Annotated in this window: 16 protein-coding genes; 8 read left to right on the top strand and 8 right to left on the bottom strand. The window is 64.7% G+C overall.

The window, feature by feature from the left end:
- Positions 1-12 precede the first annotated feature (12 nt).
- The 6 genes from ISG32_RS08760 (at position 13) to bla (ending at position 5,787) form a co-directional block, all read left to right on the top strand.
- A complete protein-coding gene (locus ISG32_RS08760; RefSeq protein ID WP_194770637.1) occupies positions 13-1,035 on the top strand; it encodes a sulfate ABC transporter substrate-binding protein in 1,023 nt (340 codons plus the stop codon).
- A 142-nt stretch (positions 1,036-1,177) separates the two neighbouring features.
- Positions 1,178-2,053 (top strand): sulfate ABC transporter permease subunit CysT, encoded by an 876-nt coding sequence (gene cysT / locus ISG32_RS08755; RefSeq protein WP_194770636.1) that lies wholly within the window; start codon positions 1,178-1,180, stop codon positions 2,051-2,053.
- Positions 2,020-2,955 (top strand): sulfate ABC transporter permease subunit CysW, encoded by a 936-nt coding sequence (gene cysW, locus ISG32_RS08750; protein ID WP_194770635.1) that lies wholly within the window; start codon positions 2,020-2,022, stop codon positions 2,953-2,955. The genes cysT and cysW overlap by 34 nt, the downstream gene beginning before the upstream one ends.
- A 55-nt stretch (positions 2,956-3,010) precedes the next feature.
- Positions 3,011-4,138, top strand: a complete 1,128-nt coding sequence (locus tag ISG32_RS08745; RefSeq protein WP_194770634.1) for a sulfate/molybdate ABC transporter ATP-binding protein — start codon at positions 3,011-3,013, stop codon at positions 4,136-4,138.
- 56 nt (positions 4,139-4,194) lie between these two features.
- A complete protein-coding gene (locus ISG32_RS08740; protein ID WP_194770633.1) occupies positions 4,195-4,698 on the top strand; it encodes a disulfide bond formation protein B in 504 nt (167 codons plus the stop codon).
- Positions 4,699-4,824: 126 nt separating this feature from the next.
- Positions 4,825-5,787 carry a class A beta-lactamase gene (gene bla / locus ISG32_RS08735; RefSeq protein ID WP_194770632.1) on the top strand — a complete coding sequence of 321 codons (963 nt, stop codon included), beginning with the start codon at positions 4,825-4,827 and terminating at the stop codon, positions 5,785-5,787.
- A 36-nt stretch (positions 5,788-5,823) separates the two neighbouring features.
- Here the strand turns inward: bla and ISG32_RS08730 are convergent, their stop codons facing one another.
- From ISG32_RS08730 to ISG32_RS08720, 3 genes are all read right to left on the bottom strand, one after another.
- Positions 5,824-6,504, bottom strand: coding sequence for a glutathione S-transferase (locus ISG32_RS08730; RefSeq protein ID WP_194770631.1), 681 nt, complete (start codon positions 6,502-6,504; stop codon positions 5,824-5,826).
- A gap of 141 nt (positions 6,505-6,645) precedes the next feature.
- Positions 6,646-6,993, bottom strand: coding sequence for a RidA family protein (locus tag ISG32_RS08725; protein ID WP_194770630.1), 348 nt, complete (start codon positions 6,991-6,993; stop codon positions 6,646-6,648).
- Between the two features lie 91 nt (positions 6,994-7,084).
- The gene (locus ISG32_RS08720) at positions 7,085-7,876 is read right to left on the bottom strand and encodes a GntR family transcriptional regulator (RefSeq protein ID WP_194770629.1); all 792 of its coding nucleotides are present in this window, start codon (positions 7,874-7,876) and stop codon (positions 7,085-7,087) included.
- A gap of 331 nt (positions 7,877-8,207) precedes the next feature.
- Between ISG32_RS08720 and ISG32_RS08715 the strand changes: the two genes are divergently transcribed.
- Entirely contained in the window at positions 8,208-11,681 is a 3,474-nt protein-coding gene (locus tag ISG32_RS08715; RefSeq protein WP_194770628.1) for an indolepyruvate ferredoxin oxidoreductase family protein, read from the top strand.
- Positions 11,682-11,829: 148 nt separating this feature from the next.
- A complete protein-coding gene (locus tag ISG32_RS08710; protein WP_194770627.1) occupies positions 11,830-12,654 on the top strand; it encodes a DUF2189 domain-containing protein in 825 nt (274 codons plus the stop codon).
- Between the two features lie 592 nt (positions 12,655-13,246).
- On the opposite strand, the gene ISG32_RS08705 is transcribed toward ISG32_RS08710, so the two are convergent.
- From ISG32_RS08705 to ISG32_RS08685, 5 genes are all read right to left on the bottom strand, one after another.
- Positions 13,247-13,966 carry an ABC transporter ATP-binding protein gene (locus tag ISG32_RS08705; protein ID WP_194771000.1) on the bottom strand — a complete coding sequence of 240 codons (720 nt, stop codon included), beginning with the start codon at positions 13,964-13,966 and terminating at the stop codon, positions 13,247-13,249.
- A gap of 22 nt (positions 13,967-13,988) precedes the next feature.
- Positions 13,989-14,795, bottom strand: coding sequence for an ABC transporter ATP-binding protein (locus tag ISG32_RS08700; RefSeq protein WP_194770626.1), 807 nt, complete (start codon positions 14,793-14,795; stop codon positions 13,989-13,991).
- Positions 14,792-15,679: a branched-chain amino acid ABC transporter permease gene (locus tag ISG32_RS08695; RefSeq protein WP_194770625.1), complete on the bottom strand. Its 888-nt coding sequence runs from the start codon at positions 15,677-15,679 to the stop codon at positions 14,792-14,794. Before ISG32_RS08695 ends, ISG32_RS08700 begins: the two co-directional genes overlap by 4 nt.
- On the bottom strand, positions 15,672-16,565 hold the full coding sequence (locus ISG32_RS08690; RefSeq protein ID WP_194770624.1) for a branched-chain amino acid ABC transporter permease: 894 nt from the start codon (positions 16,563-16,565) through the stop codon (positions 15,672-15,674). Before ISG32_RS08690 ends, ISG32_RS08695 begins: the two co-directional genes overlap by 8 nt.
- Before the next feature lie 75 nt (positions 16,566-16,640).
- Positions 16,641-17,786 (bottom strand): ABC transporter substrate-binding protein, encoded by a 1,146-nt coding sequence (locus ISG32_RS08685; protein WP_194770623.1) that lies wholly within the window; start codon positions 17,784-17,786, stop codon positions 16,641-16,643.

Below are 17,786 nucleotides of genomic sequence, written 5' to 3'. Positions count from 1 at the left end.
GTGACATCAACAATGACCTCCACCTCCGCTTCGTTCTCCCGCTCGCTCAAGTCCATCATCGCCGTGGCTGCTCTGGCAGCCAGTGGTCTGGCGGCTGCGCAATCCAGCACGCTGCTGAACGTGTCCTACGACGTGGCCCGTGAGTTCTACAAGGACTACAACCAGGCCTTCGTCGCCCACTACAAGAAGACCACCGGCAAGGACGTGAAGGTCGATCAGGCCCATGGCGGTTCCAGCGCCCAGGCGCGCGCGGTCAACGACGGTCTGGAAGCCGATGTGGTGACCTTCAACACCACCACCGACATCGACTTCCTCGCCAGCAGCGGCGTGGTCGCCAAGGACTGGGCCAAGAAGTTTCCCAACGACGCTTCGCCCACGACATCGACCATGCTGTTCCTGGTGCGCAACGGCAACCCCAAGAACATCAAGGACTGGGAAGACCTGATCCGTCCCGACGTCAAGGTCGTGGTCGTCAACCCCAAGACCGGCGGCAATGGCCGTTACGCCTATCTGGCCGCATGGGGCTATGTGCGTGAGAAGGGCGGCTCGGAGGCTCAGGCGGCCGAGTTCGTCGGCAAGCTGTTCAAGAACGTGCCGGTGCTGGGCAAGGGCGGCCGCGACGCGACCAGCATCTTCCTGCAGCGCAATATCGGCGACGTGCTGATCACGTTCGAATCCGAAGTGGTCTCCGTGGATCGCGAATTCGGCAAGGGCAAGGTCGATCCGGTCTACCCGTCGGTCAGCATCGTGGCTGAAAACCCCGTGGCCGTGGTCGAGCGCACCGTCAACAAGAAGGGCTCGCGCGAGCTGGCGACCGCCTATCTGAACTACCTGTACTCGGACGAGGCACAGGAAATCGCCGCCAAGCACGCGCTGCGCCCCCGCTCCGAAGCGGTGCTCAAGAAGCATTCGGACGAGTTCAAGCCGATCAAGCAGTTCACCGTGGCCAAGTACTTCGGTTCGTTGAGTGATGCGCAGAAGGTCCATTTCAACGACGGCGGCCAGTTCGACAAGATCTACACGCCGGGCAAGTAACACACCCTCCTGAGGCGCTGCACGCCTTCTCCCTCTCTCGCTGCGCGGGAGGGGGACGCCGCCAGCGCGGCGGCCGCTGGCTTGGGGCATGTCTCTTCCGAGAGTCGTGCCCTGTTTCTGATCCAACTACAACCATCCATCTATGACTGCTGCGGCGCTGAATGCTGTGCCCGCTGCCCGTTCGGACCGGCGCGCTTCCAAGCGCGTGCTGCCCGGGTTCGGGCTCACGCTGGGCTATACGCTTTTCTATCTGAGCATCATCGTGCTGATTCCGCTGGCGGCGCTGATGTTCAAGACCTTCTCGCTCACCTGGCCGCAGTTCTGGGAGGCGGTGACGGCGCCTCGCGTGCTGGCCTCCTACCGGCTCACGTTCGGTGCGTCGTTCATCGCGGCCTGCGTGAATCTGGTGTTCGGGCTGCTGGTGGCATGGGTGCTGGTGCGCTACCAGTTCCCGGGCAAGAAGATCGTGGATGCGCTGGTCGATCTGCCGTTTGCGCTGCCGACGGCCGTGGCCGGCATCTCGCTGACCGCGCTGCTCGCGGGCAACGGCTGGGTGGGGCAGTACCTCGAGCCATACGGCATTCAGCTCGCGTTCAATCCGAACGGCGTGGTGATCGCGCTGATCTTCATCGGTCTGCCGTTCGTGGTGCGCACCGTGCAGCCGGTGCTCGAAGATTCCGAAAAGGAACTCGAAGAGGCCGCAACCAGTCTGGGCGCGACGCGCTGGCAGATCTTCTACAAGGTGATTCTGCCGGGCATCACGCCCGCGCTGCTCACCGGCTTTGCGATGGCTTTCGCACGGGCCATCGGTGAATACGGTTCGGTCATCTTCATCGCGGGCAACATGCCCATGGTGTCCGAGATCACGCCGCTCATCATCATCGGCAAGCTCGAGCAGTACGACTACGCAGGCGCGACGGCGGTGGCCGTGGTGATGCTGTTCTTCTCGTTCGTGATGCTGCTCGTCATCAACGCGCTGCAGGCATGGCAGCGCAAGCGTCAGGGAGCTCCGCTGTGAGTGGCGCCGCAGTCAACAATTCCCGTACCGTGCGCCGCGCCAAGGCGGGCACGACCGAGGCTCCGTGGGTCAAGTGGACGCTGATCGGCATCGCGCTGGTCTTTCTGCTGCTGTTCCTGGTGCTGCCGCTTGCGGCCGTGTTCACCGAGGCGCTGCGCAAGGGCTTCGACGCCTATCTGGCCGGTCTGCGCGAGCCCGACGCCTGGTCGGCCATCAAGCTGACCTTGCTCACCGCCGCGATCACCGTGCCGCTCAATCTGGTCTTCGGCGTGGCGGCGGCATGGGCCATCGCCAAGTTCGACTTCAAGGGCAAGGCCTTTCTGATCACGTTGATCGACCTGCCGTTTTCGATCTCGCCCGTAGTGGTGGGTCTGATGTACATGCTGGTGTTCGGCGCGCAGGGCTGGCTTGGCCCCTGGCTGTCGGAGCACGACATCAAGATCGTCTTCGCCGTGCCCGGCATCGTGCTGGCCACCGTGTTCGTGACGTTTCCCTTCATCGCCCGCGAGCTGATTCCGCTGATGCAGGCCCAGGGCAATGATGAGGAGCAGGCGGCGGTGGTGCTTGGCGCGACCGGCTGGCAGACCTTCTGGCACGTGACGCTGCCCAACATCAAATGGGGCCTGCTGTACGGCGTGATTCTCTGCAATGCGCGCGCCATGGGCGAATTCGGTGCGGTGTCGGTGGTGTCGGGGCACATCCGTGGTCAGACCAACACGATCCCGCTGCATGTGGAAATTCTCTACAACGAGTACCAGTCGGTCGCCGCTTTTGCCGCCGCATCGCTGCTGGCTCTGCTGGCGCTGGTGACCTTGGCGATCAAGACCTATGCCGAGTGGAAGGCCGAAAAGCAGCTTGAAGCCGCCGCGGCGATGCCTCCCGAGCGCCCCACCACCGATTGAGGATTTTCTCCCTCTGCCGCAGGTCGGGAGAGAGGACACAAGAGGAATTGAGAACATGAGCATTGAAATTCGTAATGTCAGCAAGCAGTTCGGCGACTTCCAGGCCCTGCGCGACGTGAACCTCGACATCAAGTCCGGCGAGCTCATCGCCTTGCTGGGCCCCTCGGGCTGCGGCAAGACCACGCTGCTGCGCATCATTGCCGGCCTGGAGACGGCCGATGTCGGCACCATCCATTTCAGCGGCGAAGACACGACCGATGTGCATGTGCGCGAACGCAATGTGGGCTTCGTGTTCCAGCACTACGCGCTGTTCCGTCACATGACGGTGTTCGAGAACGTGGCCTTCGGCCTGCGCGTGAAGCCGCGCAAGGAGCGCCCGAGCGAGGCGCAGATCCGCGAGAAGGTGATGAGCCTGCTCAAGCTGGTGCAGCTCGACTGGATCGCCGACCGTTATCCGTCGCAGCTCTCGGGTGGCCAGCGTCAGCGCATTGCGCTTGCGCGCGCTCTGGCGGTGGAGCCCAAGGTGCTGCTGCTGGACGAGCCGTTCGGCGCGCTCGACGCCAAGGTGCGCAAGGAACTGCGCCGCTGGCTGCGCCGTCTGCATGATGAGCTGCATGTGACGTCGATCTTCGTGACGCACGATCAGGAAGAGGCGCTCGAAGTGGCCGACCGCGTGGTCGTCATCAACAAGGGCAAGATCGAACAGGAGGGCACGCCCCAGCAGGTCTGGGACAACCCGGCCAGCCCGTTCGTCTATGGCTTCCTCGGCGACGTGAACCTGTTCAAGGGTCGCGCGAGCGATGGCCGGGTCTATCTGGACGACGGCATGCAACTCGAGAGCGTCGATGCCAAGAACGCGCACGAAACCAAGGCCTTCGCGTTCGTGCGTCCGCACGACCTTGACGTGGAGCGCTATTCGCCCGGTCAGGCGCTGGATGCGCAGGGCCGTCCGCGAGGCATCGTGGTGCAGCTTTCGCGTGCCATCGTGGTCGGTCCCATCGCGCGGCTGGAACTTATTCCCGAATCCGATAACCAATCGGCGGACAATACAGCCACGGAGTCGCTCATCGAAGCGCAGATTCCGGCGCAGCAGTTTCGTGACCAGGGACTGCGCGAGGGCGAGCTGCTGGTGGTGACACCGCGCCACGCCAAGGTTTTCCTGGACGAAGCCGCCGGCATCTGATCGTGTTCTCCTCTGGGGACGTTGGTTAAGATACCGGTTTCCCCTAAGGACAAAAAGTGTTTTTCAACTGGATTTCAAGGGCCCCGCGCCAGCTTCTCGGCCTGATCTGCCTCGCCTGCATCGCCATGCTGGGCTTTGGCATGTATCTGCAGCATGTGGTGGGTCTGGAGCCTTGCCCGATGTGCATCGTACAGCGCTATGCCCTGATCGGCGTGGCCGTGTTCACCGGCATCGGCGCGATGCGCGGTGGCAGCGGCTGGTGGAAGACCTTCAGCTTTCTCGCGTTGCTGATGGCCGGTTTCGGCGCCTTCGTGGCGGCCCGCCAGAGCTGGCTGCAGTGGTATCCGCCCGAGTTCGCGACCTGCGGGCGCGACTTCTACGGCATGATCGAGAACTACCCCATCAGCCGCTCGCTGCCGATGATCTTCCGTGGTTCGGGTGACTGCGCGGCGATTGACTGGACCTTCCTCGGTGGCTCCATCGCCAACTGGTCGTTCGTCTGCTTCGTGGTCTTCGCCGTTGTGCTGCTGATCGCGCTGGTGCGTGGCGGACGCCGCTGATCCGGCATCTCGTCGTCTGACGGACGATCAAACCCTCGCGCGATCGCGCTGTGTTTCTCAAGCGACCCCGACATGCTGGACATGTGCGGGGTCGATGTGTTTTGGATGAATTCAATGAAGACTGATATGAACCCGCAAAGACGCCATGTGTTGGCAATGGGCGCACTCGGCACAGCGGCTGTGGCGCTGAGCGGCTGTGGCTCCGTGAAGAACATGGTGGGTATGGGAAAAGGTGATGTTGCAGGCGACGACCAGTCCGCCATCAAGGGTGACGGCTTCCAACAGCGCCTGAAGGCGCTTGAAGCGCGAAGCGGTGGGCGTCTCGGCCTGTCGGTGCAGGTGCTGGGCGGGCAGCAAACGCTTGGCTATCGCGAGGACGAGATGTTCGCGATGTGCAGCACCTTCAAACTGCTGCTGGCCGCGCGCATCCTGCATCTGTCGCAGCTCGGCGAATTTCCGATGCAGCAGGCGCTGCTCTACGAGAAGAAGGAGCTGGTCGCGTATTCGCCTGCAACCGAAAAGCACGCCGATGCCGACGGCATGACGATCCACGCGCTCTGCGAGGCCGCCGTGGTGCTCAGCGACAACACCGCCGCCAATCTGCTGCTCAACCTGCAGGGCGGGCCGCAGGGTCTCACGCGCTGGCTGCGCACCACGGTGGGCGACATGCGCACGCGACTGGACCGCATCGAAACGGATCTGAACACCGCCATTGCAGGCGATCCGCGCGACACCACGACACCGCGCGCCATGGGCAGCACGGCGCTCTCACTTCTCACCGAGCAGAAGGGCGTGCTCGATCCTGCAAGCCAGAAACAGTTGCGTGACTGGCTGCTGGCCAGCCGCACCGGCGACAAGCGCCTGCGCGCGGGCATGCCGGGTGACTGGAAGGTGGGTGGCAAGACCGGCTCCGGCGACAACGGCACGGCCAACGACGTCAGCATCGTCTGGAGCGCCCAGGGAGCGGCTCCCATGCTGGTGAGCGCCTATCTCACTGGCGCGATGAAGATCGACTCCGCAGGTCGCGACGCGATCCTGGCGGAGGTCGGACATGTGGTTGCCGACTGGTACAAGGCCAGCCGGACCTGAGCGCGTGTTGACGATCTCCACACGCTCTGAGCCAATTCACTCCGAGCCGTTGGATGGCGGCGGACCGTCGAACACCAGCGGCCCGGCGGTGCCCGGGACCCACACCGGATGGGTCTGCATCACCTCGGCGAACAGGGCGGAGTCCAGAAAGCGCTGCAGCCATGCCTGCAGATGCGGCCAGGGCTTGACCGCCCAGGCGTCGGCATCGATGGCCGCGAACTGGCGCACGAAGGGGCGCAGAGCCATGTCGGCCAGGCTGGGATTCCGGCCGAACAGATAGCCCGTGGCGGCCAGCTGGCGCTCCAGCGCTTCGAGCCATTCATCGGCGTCCGCGGCGGCCTGCGCCACTTCATCGGCGCTGTGGCGATCCGGATATTTGCAGCGGTCGAGCGCGCGCTTGAAAAAGCCGTCATTGCGTTCGATGAGTTGCAGCATCTCCGCGAGCGTGCCATCGGTCGGCTGCAGCCAGCCGTCCGTATCCGATGAGTGCAACGCATGCAGCATCACCTCCAGACTCTGTTCGATTACCTGGCCGTTGGGCAGCACCAGCACGGGCACGGTGCCCTTGGGTGAAACGTCGAGCATCGGCTGGGGCTTGTCCCGCAGTTTGATCTCGCGCAGTTCGCATGTGAGTCCCGCGTGGGCCAGGGCAAGTCGCGCGCGGATGGCGTAGGGGCAGCGGCGGAAGGAATAAAGAATCGGAAGGGGGGTGCGCATGACCGCATTGTGAGCCATGCAGCACCGGCGAATGCGGTGAATGGCCAGTTGCCGGAGGTGACCATCCGCGCGCGGTCCGATGACAAAACAGCCGACAGGGCACGTGACCCTGTCGGCTGTTGGATTGGCGGGGCAGCGAGATTACGCGACGGCCACGATTCCGATTTCCACGGTGAAGGCCGGACGTGCGAGCGCAGACTCCACGCAGGCGCGTGCCGGTGCGTGGCCCTGAGGCACCCAGGCGTCCCATACAGCGTTCATCTGTTCGAAGGTGGTGTGGTCGGCCAGCCAGATGGTGGCCTGGACGATCTTGGTCTTGTCGCTGCCGGACTCGGCGAGCAGGGCGTCGATCTTGGCAAGGATTTCGGCGGTCTGGCCTGCCACGTCCTTGGAGGTGTCGCTGGCCACTTGACCGGCGAGGAACACGAAACCGTTGGCGATGACGGACTGGCTCATGCGGGCGTTGGTGTGCAGGCGTTGGATGGTCATGGAAATTTTCCTTTAAGAAAAAACCTGATCGTACAACGAGCGTTGGCCCGCTTGGGAAAGCCGTACCCGAAACTGGGGAGACTGCGGCCGGTCAGGCCGCCTTGGCAGCAGGTTTCTTGTTGAGTGCAGGGGCCGTGCTCGGCGACGCGGGCTGCGACGAATCCCAGCCCTGGTCCTGCAGGAAGAACTTGGCCACCATCTCCTTGGTGATCTGCACGGCGCGCTTGAGGCTCAGGTCGATGTGCTCGGAGAGCGCGTTGAGTGCCTCGGTGGTCTTGCGTTGGCGGATGAGCTGCACGAGCTGGAAATGCGCGTCGAAGGCCTGCGCGTTCCAGTCGGACTGCTCCAGATCGATGTGCCGCGCCACATGGATGCGGCGCGTGACCTGCTCCAGAAACTGGCAGATCTCGCGGTTGTGCGAGAGCTCTGTCAGGCGGCGGTGAAACTCCTCGTCGGCCAGCAGCAGGTCGGCCACGTCCATGCTCTCGCCCTTGGCCATGATGCCTTTCCAGTAGTCCTCGAGCGACTGGATTTCCTCGTCGCTCGCGTGCGTCACGGCCAGATAGACGGCGCGGCGCTCGAGCGCGATGCGGACCTGATAGAGGTTGAACAGTTCCTCGACGCTGATGGCCTTGCGAAAGAACCCCTTGTTCATCACGAAGTCGAGAAAGCCCTCGGCGACCAGGCGGTTCAGCGCTTCGCGCAGCGGCGGTCGGCTGATGCCGAACTCGCGCCCGAGCGCCTGCTCGTTGATCCGCGAGCCGGGCCGGAAGTCGTAGCGCATGGCGCGCTCGCGCAGTTCGAGATACAGGCGTTCGACGCTGCTTTCGTCCCGCGTCTGGGGTACGCGCTCGGTCTTCTGGGTGTTTTTCTTGGTTGCCATAGGTGCACGTTGAGGAAGTCCGGTGTTGTCTCATGACAGTGTTGACAACACAGCGTCTGGCATCGAGAGGACGATCACGGATGGTTGTGACGCGACTCAGGAAAACCCGCATCTCAAATGATACGCCACTGTGTCCGCGACGGCCTTGCGTGAAACTGCACCAACGATGTGTTGACTAATGTCGTCATAACTGTCTACACTTTGATTGTGAATCAATTTCCGGTGGGGCTCAAGAGTCTGTTGCAATTTCAGCCAGACCCGACGGGCCGCACCGACCGACCCCTTCGATGAATTGAGCGACAGCGACTTGCGCGCGAGGAGAGTACAAGCCATGAGCGATATGAGCATCACCAGCCAGCTGAGGACCGTGGATCTGGAGGACAAGTACACGGCCGATGAGGGCACGGTCTACCTGACCGGCGTGCAGGCGCTGGTGCGGCTGCCGATGATCCAGAAACGCCGCGACCGTGCGGCCGGGCTGAACACGGCGGGCTACATCACGGGCTATCGCGGATCGCCGCTCGGCACCTTCGACGACCAGCTCGTGAAGGCGCGCAAGCACCTCGAGCAGCACGACATCACCTTCATCCCCGGCGTGAACGAGGACTTGGCGGCGACTGCCGTCTGGGGCAGCCAGCAGGCCGAGATCGGCGGCGACGGCAAGTTCGACGGCGTGTTCTCGATCTGGTACGGCAAGGGCCCGGGGGTCGATCGTTCGGGCGACGCGTTTCGTCACGGCAATCTCGCGGGCAGCTCGAGGCACGGCGGCGTGCTGGTGCTGATGGGTGACGATCACACCTGCGAATCCTCCACCACCTGTCACCAGAGCGAGTTCGCGCTGGTCGATGCGCACATGCCGATTCTCTCGCCCGCGGGCGTGCCCGAGATCGTGCAGTACGGCCTGCTCGGCTGGGCGATGTCGCGCTACAGCGGCGCCTGGGTGGGCATGAAGTGCATCAAGGACACGGCGGACGCATCGGGTTCGGTGCGCATCGACGACGCCGCGCTCGAGATCGCAATGCCGGACTGGAACGGTGCGCCCGAGGACGGCCTGAACATCCGCTTGCCCGATACGCCGCATGCGCAGGAGTTTCGCCTCGTCAACTACAAGCTCGACGCCGCGCGGGCCTTTGCGCGCGCCAACCGCATCGACAGAGTGGCGTTCGGTGCACGCGAGGGCGCGCGCATCGGCATCATCACCTCGGGCAAGAGCTGGCTCGATCTGCGCCAGGCGCTGGCTGATCTGGGCATCGACGAGGCGCGCGCAGCGCAGTTGGGCCTTGCGGTCTACAAGGTCGGCATGGTCTGGCCGCTCGAGCCGATCGGGCTGCGCGAGTTCGCGCTCGGGCTCGATCAGGTCATCGTGATCGAGGAAAAGCGCGGTCTCATCGAAGGGCAGCTCAAGGAGCTGCTGTACGGCGAGGCCGGCGCGCCGCGCGTGATCGGCAAGAAGGACGAGCAGGGCGCCAAGCTGTTCCGCACGGAGTTGGCGCTCGATGCGTCGATGATCGCGCAGGTGCTGGGTGCGCGGCTGGCGCGCTTCGACGCCGCATTGGCCGAGACCGTGCAGCGGCTTGCGCAGCGCAGGCCGCAGGTGGCGGCGGTCGATGTGATGTCGCGCAGCTTTTATTTCTGCGCGGGCTGCCCGCACAACACCTCCACCCGCATCCCCGATGGCAGCCGCGCCTACGCGGGCATTGGCTGCTCGTGGATGGCGCAGACCATGGGTCGCGACACGCTGGGCTACACGCAGATGGGCGCTGAAGGCATGGCCTGGGTGGGCGAGGCGCCATTTTCCAAACGCCCGCACATGTTCCAGAACATGGGTGACGGCACGTACTTCCATTCGGGCCTTCTCGCGGTGCGCGCGGCCGTTTCGGCCAAGACCAACATCACCTTCAAGTTGCTCTACAACGACGCCGTGGCGATGACCGGCGGCCAGCGCCACGATGGCCCGCTCGACCCGGTGCGCATGACGCAGCAGGTGCATGCCGAGGGCGTGGTGCGCATCGCGGTGATCTCGGACGAACCCGGCAAGTACGACGGCGTGACGGGCTTCGCGCCCGGCGTGACGATCCACCACCGCGACGAGCTCGACGCCGTGCAGCGCGAGCTGCGCGAGATCGCGGGCACCACGGTCATCGTCTACGACCAGACCTGCGCGGCCGAAAAGCGCCGCCGCCGCAAGCGCGGAACCTTCCCCGATCCGGACAAGCGCGTGGTCATCAACCCCGCCGTGTGCGAGGGCTGCGGCGACTGCGGCGTGCAGTCGAACTGCGTGGCGGTCGTGCCGCTCGAGACCGAACTCGGCCGCAAGCGTGCGATTGACCAGTCGGCCTGCAACAAGGATTTCTCCTGCCTCAAGGGCTTCTGCCCGAGTTTCGTCACGGTGAGCGGCGGCAAGCTGCGCAAGGGCTCCTCCGCTGCGGGCGCAAGTCCCGACATCAGCCTGCCGGAGCCCGTGCTGCCCGATCTGCAGCATGGCGTCTACAGCCTCATCATCACCGGCGTGGGCGGCACGGGCGTGGTGACGATCGGCGCGCTGCTCGGCATGGCCGCGCATCTGGAAGGCAAGGGCGTGGGCGTGCTCGACATGGCGGGCCTCGCGCAGAAGGGCGGTTCGGTCTGGACGCACATGCGCTTTGGCGCGAGCACCGAATCGATCGCCGCCGTGCGCGTGGCGCCGGGCGGCGCGGATGCGGTGATGGGCTGCGACCTCGTCGTGGCGGCCTCGGGCAACACGCTGGCGATGACGCGCAAGGGCGCAACCCGCGTGCTGCTCAACAGCCAGGAAGTCATGCCCGGAGCCTTCGTGCAGCAGCCGGACATGCAGTTCCCGTCCAATCCGCTGGTGCAGACCGTGGCGCGCGCCGTGGGTCAGGACAACGTGCAGGTCATCGACGCGGGCAGCCTCGCGCTTGCGCTGTGCGGTGATTCCATTGCGACGAATCTGTTCATGCTCGGCGCGGCTTATCAGCGCGGCCTCATTCCAGTGAGCGCAAGCGCCATCGAGCGCGCGATCGAGCTCAACGGCGCGGCGGTGAAGATGAATCTCGCGGCCTTCCGCTGGGGCCGCCGCCATGCGGTGAATCCGCAGGACGTGGTGATGCAGGCCTTCGCGGGCAAGAATGAATCCAAGGCCGTGGCCTTCGCCCAGCAGTCGCTCGAGACCATCGTTGAGCGCCGCAGCCAGATGCTCACCGATTATCAGAACGCCGCGTATGCCCAGCGCTACCGCATGCTGGTCGACGAGGTGCGGGCGACCGAGGCGCGCATTCGCCCCGGCGACGACGCGCTGGCCAAGGCCGTCGCGCAGACCTTCTACAAGGTGATGGCCTACAAGGACGAATACGAGGTCGCTCGCCTGCATGCCTCGCCCGAATTCAAGGCCCAGCTGGCCGCGCAGTTCGAGGATGGGCATCAGCTCACCTTCCATCTCGCACCACCGACGACCAGCCGGATCGACCAGCGCACGGGACGTCCCGCCAAGAGCGAATGGGGCGGCTGGATGATGTCGGCTTTCGGCATGCTCGCGAAGTTCAAGGGCCTGCGCGGAACGGCGTTGGACGTGTTCGGCAGGACCGAGGAACGCCGCCACGAGCGCGCATTGGTCGACAGCTACGAGACCATGATCTGCCAACTGATGACGGGCCTGCGTGCGGATCAGCATGCGCTGGCCGTGGAGATCGCACAGGCGGCGATGAAGGTGCGCGGTTACGGGCCGGTGAAGGAGGCCAACCGCCTGGCGTATGAAAAGGACATCGTGCGGCTCAAGAACCTGCTGACGCGGACATCGGCCGGCTGACTCCCGGGCGATTCCTCCCGTCGATGCCCCGCATGCGCAGCGGGGCGTTGATGGCGTCCGTTCCGTTGGGGCTGGTGTTTTCCCAGCTTTATCGCGCCAGCGGTGGTGCGTATGGTGGAGTGGCCCTTCAGCCCGGAGCCGACGCCAGATGAATGACGCTTCCGCCAACGATGACCCGGTCGCGGCGCCCCCCGCCGCGCCGGTGCTTCGCCCCCTCCAATGGTCCGACCCGCCGCGCTGGGTCGCTCGCGGTGTCGGCGACATGGTCAACTCGCCCGGCGTGGCGTCGTTCTATGGCGTGTGCTTCTGGCTTCTGGCGCTGCTGCTCGGCTGGGTGTTTCGCGCGAAGCCGGAATACACCATGTCGATCGCGAGCGGCTGCCTGCTCGTGGGGCCGTTTCTGGCGATGGGCCTGTACGACACCAGCCGTCGGCGCGAGCGCGGATTGAAACCCGATCTGGGCCTGTCCATCACCTGCTGGGACGCGCATATGGGCAGCATGGGCATGTTGGTGCTGGTGCTGATCGTGATGGAGCTGCTGTGGGGGCGCGCGTCGTTGGTGGTGTTTGCGGTGTTTTTCAATACGGGCATGCCGTCAACCACCGGCGTCGTCCAGGCGATCTTCAATCCCGAGAACTGGCAATTCGTGTTGGTCTATCTGGTGGTGGGCGGCGTGTTTGCGGCGCTGGTTTTTTCGAGCATGGTGGTGTCGATTCCGATGATCCTGGACCGGGATACCGATGCGCTTACCGCCGGTATTACCAGCATGCGCGTGGTGATCGAGAATCTTGGCGTGATGCTGCTCTGGGGGCTGATCATCACCGTGCTGATCGGGTTCTCGCTCTGGGCCTTTGGGGCGGGGTTGCTGGTCGTGGGGCCGGTGCTGGGGTTTGCGAGCTGGCATGCTTACCGCTCGGCGCTGGAGCCCTTGGTTGGTTTGGGCGACGGCGCCTCGGATGTGCAGGGTGCTTAGGTCTTGCTTCGTTAGTAGTTTCTGCTGTTGGTTTGAGGGCGGAGGCCGGGACTGCCCCCGGCGGGGCAATCACTTTTTGCTTGCGCGCAAAAAGTAATCCAAAACGCGCTTTGAATACCTCCGGCGGAACTCGCTACGTTCCTTCGTCACTTCGCTCGGACAACCGCCGGAAATCAGGTCTGAAGAGGTGTTTGCGGCACGTCGCTGCGCTCGTGCCGGGGGCTTCGGTGGAGTTGGGTTGGGGCGCAAATGCCCGCTGCGCTTTTGAGCGAGGTTGATCCAGCGAGTAAATCAACAGTCACAAAATGCTGGCGCACCAGCATCTCGCGAAGTCGCGAGATGCCCGGCACAAGCGAAGCGACGTGCCGAATATTCCTCTTGGTTAAACACTGACTCGCGGCGGTTGCCCGAGCGGCGCGCGTAAGCGCAAAGCGAGTTCTGCCGCGGGTATTGAAGAGCGCGTTTTGGGTTACTTTTTGCGCGCAAGCAAAAAGTGACTCCGCTGCCGGGCGGAACTCCCGGCCTCCGCCCTCAACGACCCAGCGGAGTAGCCACACACAAAAACCAAGCTCCGACAGCGGTCGAAAGAAACTCAAGCCGCCCGCCCGCCCAGATACAGCTCCCGCACCTGCGGATCATGCATGAGCTGCTGACAGTCCCCCGTCAGCGCCACCGTCCCCATCGAGAGAATGTACGCACGGTCGGACATACGCATGGCCTCCATGGCGTTCTGCTCGACCATGAGAATGGTGACCTGTTCCTTGTCGCGCACCTGGCCGATGGCCTCGAAGACCTCCTGCAGCACCTTGGGCGACAGGCCGGCCGAGGGTTCGTCGAGCAGCAGCACGTCGGGGCGCGGCATGAGGGCGCGGGCGAGGGCGAGGATCTGGCGCTCGCCGCCCGAGAGCGAGGAGGCCGCCGCGTTGAACTTGCGGCCCAGCACGGGGTAGAGCGCGTAGAGCTGCTCCATGCGCTGCTGGCAGTCGTGCGCCTTCATGTAGTGCCCGCCGACCTGGAGGTTCTCGCGCACGGTGAGGTTGCTGAAGATGTTTTCGGTCTGCGGCACGAAGCCGAGGCTGCATTCGCGGATCTTGCGGAAGATCGGCATCTGCGAGCGGTCCTGGCCGTTCACCTTCACATGGCCGCTGCGCGGCAGCAGCTGTCCGGCGATGGTCTTGAGCAGTGTGCTCTTGCCGCAGCCGTTGGGGCCGAGCAGGGTCACGATCTCGGTGCGCGCCACCTTCAGAGAGATGCCCTTGAGAATGTCCACCTCGGGCGTGTAGCCCGCGATGATGTTGTCGATGTCGATCATCATGGTCGCTTCTCCTCTTGTCTCAGGCCACTTCGGCCACTTTGGCGGGTTCGGCCGGCTCGCGCTTCTCGGCGCTGCCGAGGTAGGCCTGCACCACATGCTCGTTCGACGCCAGCTCGTCGGGATGGCAGCTCGCCACGATGCGGCCACGGTCCAGCACGATGCAGCGGGTGCAGACCTCGCGGATGAAGTGCATGTCGTGCTCGACGATCACGAGCGTCATGCCCGCCTTGTTGAGCTTGCGCAGCGACTGCACGATGTCGTTGCGCAGGTTGGGGTGCACGCCCGCCGTGGGTTCGTCGAGCATCAGCAGGCGCGGGTCGCTCATCAGCGCGCAGACGATTCCCAGCAGCTTCTTCTGCCCGCCTGAGAGCGCGGACGAGGGCAGGTCGCGCACGTGGGTGAGCAGGAGTTGCTCGAGAAGAATCGTGGCCTTGGCATGCGCGTCGGCCTCGGCCTTCCTGGCACCGCCCGAGCCGAACACCGTGGCGAGCACGCCGTGGTGCGACGTGGACGCGGCCATGGCCACCTCCATCACCGACATCTTTTTGGGCATGGACGGCAACTGGAACGTGCGTCCGATGCCCGCGTTGACGATGCGGTGCGCGGGCAGCGAGCCGATGTTCTGGCCATCGAAATCGATCTTGCCGCCATCGATGGAGCCGAAGCCGGTGACGAGGTTGAGCAGCGTGCTCTTGCCCGAGCCGTTGGGGCCGAGCAGCCCGACGATCTCGCCACGGGCGATGTTGAAGTTGACGTCCTGCAGCACATGGTTGCCGCCGAACGACTTGGAGACATGCTCGACCTGAAGCAGTGGAGGTGTGTTCATGGCATTTTCCGCAGTTTCTCTGGAACAAGGCCTTCGCTGCGCCACATCAGGCACAGCAGCAGGATGGCACCGATCAGCCCGAGTCGCAGCGCGCCCGAGACATCGGAGCTGAGACTCAGCCAGTCCTTGATGAAGGGGACGAACACATAGGCCGCCTGCACCACGACGACGCCGACGAGCACGCCCACCGAGTTGCCGAGGCCGCCGATCATCAGCATGGTCCAGAGCAGAAAGGTCTCGGACGCGAGCATGTATTCGGGACCGGCGAAGCTCATGTAGTGCGCATACAGAAAGCCGCCGAGCGAGGTGACGGCCGCGCCGGTGATGATGGCGCGTGTCTTGAGCGAGCGGAGGTTGTAGCCCATGCAGGTGGCGAGCTGTGGTTCCTCGCGCATCAGGCGCAGGGCGCGGCCGAAGCGGCCATTGCCGATGCGGGTGCAGACCCAGGCGACCAGAGCGAGCACCACGGCCACCAGTGCGAGGAACGCCACGGCGTCCCAGGGGCGCGACAGACCATCGAACAGCGCGGGGATGGCGCTGATGCCGTTGGCGCCGCCGGTGAGCCAGCCTTCGTTGGTGGCGATGGTGCGCAGGATTTCCGCGACCGCGAGCGTCGCGATGCCCCAGTAGTCGGCCGCAAGCTTGCGGCCGATGCTGGCCATGAAGAGGCCCAGCAGCATCGCCGAGCACAGCCCCAGCCCCAGGCTGGCGAGCGGCGACCAGCCCAGCTGAAAGCCAATGCCCGCCGCATACGCGCCAAGACCGGCGAAGGCGATGTGCCCGAAGTTGAGCAGACCCGCATAGCCCGCCTGCAGATTGAGGCCGAAGGCCATCAGCGCGTAGATGCCCGCGATGGTGAAGGAGGAAATCAGGAAATCAAACACGGCGTACCTCCCGGTCGAACAGGCCGTAAGGACGCAGGAGCAGCGCCAGCAGCAGAATCAGGAACGAGGCCGCGCTGATGTAGGCCACCGGCAGGAAGGCCAGTTCCTGCCCCATCATCGGACCGAAATTGATGTTGGTGACGGCGGTTTCGGTGAACGCGATCAGCAGCGCGCCGACGACGGCGCCGAGCGGATTGCCGAGGCCGCCGAGAATCGCCGCGGCGAACACCGGCAGCAGCAGGTCGTTGCCGAGGTTGACGTGCGCGCCGGTGGACAGCGCCAGCATGCTGCCGCCGAGACCCGCGAGCGCGCCCGCGCTGAAGCTCACCATGTAGGTGATGAATGCGGCGTTCAGACCCGAGGCGTTGGCCAGCGCGCTGTTGCAGGCGAGCGCACGCATGGCGCGGCCCATGCGGGTGTGGAACAGCAGGATGATGAAGGCGATCAGCAGCGCGGCAGTGGTGGCGATGGCGTAGATCTGCGCGCGGGCGATGCGCACGTCGGCGATCACCAGCGGCTCGGTGCGCGGCAGGTTGAACATGCGCGGAAACGATCCGGCAAAACCCTGCATGATCGCGATGACCAGCATGGCGACGGCGAGCGAGCCGATCATCGCGATGGCGGGGCCGCCGCGCAGCAGGCGCTGGAACACGAACATCTGCAGCACCAGCGTGAGCACGCCGGTCGCGATGGCGGCGACGGCGATCGCGGCCACCATGGGAACGCCCGCCAGATGCAGGCCATAGCACACGTAGGCGCCGAACATGGCGTACTGCACATGCGCGACGTTGGGGAATTTCACCAGCCCGTAGAGCATGGACAGACCCAGCGCGATCAGCGCCAGATCGGATGCCCTGAGCAGGGTGTCAACGATGAATTGAAGCATGTAGTGAAAACAGAAGGAAGGAGGGGCGGAGCCTGCGGCGGATCGGGGCCGTCGCAGGCGCGGTTCGGTGTCGCGTCAGCGCGGAGCGAGCTTGCCGTTTTCAAATTTCAGCTTGTCGTAGGGTGGGTCGACGCGCTGGCGGTCCTTGTCGAACTGGATGTTGCCGGTGACGCCCTCGAAGCCCGTGCTGCCGATCTCGCGCAGTGCGGCCTGCACGTCGGCCGGTTTGGTGGACTTGGCCTTTTCCATGGCGGCGGCGGTCATCAGCACGGCGTCGTAACCGTAGCCGGTGTACGCGGTCTTGGGCGGCTCCTTGTACTTGGCGGCGAAGGCTTCTCCATAGGCCTTGCCGGGCGCTCCGCGCAGCGAGCCGAGTTCCATGCCGATCTGGCCGTTGGCGATGGCGGGAGCGGTGTCCGACAGGCTCATGCTCATGAGGATGGCGTAGAAGGGCACCTTGCGCAGACCCAGCTCCTCGGCCTCGCGGTTGAGCACGGCGGATTCCTGGCCGTAGGCGGTGTAGACATAGCCATCGGGATTGGCGCGCGCGATCTGCTGCAGTTCGCGGCGGTAGGTCGATTGACCGGCGGTGTAGAGCACCTCGCTCGCGATCTTGCCGCCGAGCTTTTCGAACTCCTGACGAAAGCCATGCGCGACGCCCTGACCATAGGCGTTGTTGGGCGCGACGAGGGCGACCTTGCGCATGCCCAGCGCCCAGATGTCCTTGGCCGAGAACGCGTTGCCGAAGTTCTCGAGGCCGACGAGACTGAACGAGGACGCGCCGATCTCGCGCACTTTGGTGCTGCTGCTGGCGATGTTGATGTGGGTGATGCCTTCCTTGACCAGATACTGCGCCATCGGCAGCGTGATGCCGGACGAGTATTCACCCATCACCACCGGCACCTTGTCCACGGTCGCGAGCTTGCGTGCGGCCGAGAGCGCGGTGGTCGGGTTGCCGCCCGAGTCTTCAATGATGAGGTTGAGCTTCTTGCCGAGCACGCCGCCCTTGGCGTTCACATGCTCGATGCCGAGCAGCACGCCACGGCGCACGTCCTCGCCCACGGTGGCGTTGGCACCGGTGAGCGAGAGCACGGCGCCGATCTGGATGCTGTCCTGCGCGCGGGCTGCGCCGGTGCCGGTGAGGGCCAGCAGACACAGAGCGGCGGCCAGTGAGGTGCGGCGCGTGGCGGAGATGGGGAGCGATGGGAAGGATGGGCTCAT

Origin of the sequence: Diaphorobacter caeni (assembly GCF_015354245.1) — a bacterium.
Classification (GTDB): Bacteria; Pseudomonadota; Gammaproteobacteria; order Burkholderiales; family Burkholderiaceae_C; genus Diaphorobacter_A; species Diaphorobacter_A caeni.
This window is presented reverse-complemented; position numbering and strand designations above follow the sequence as displayed.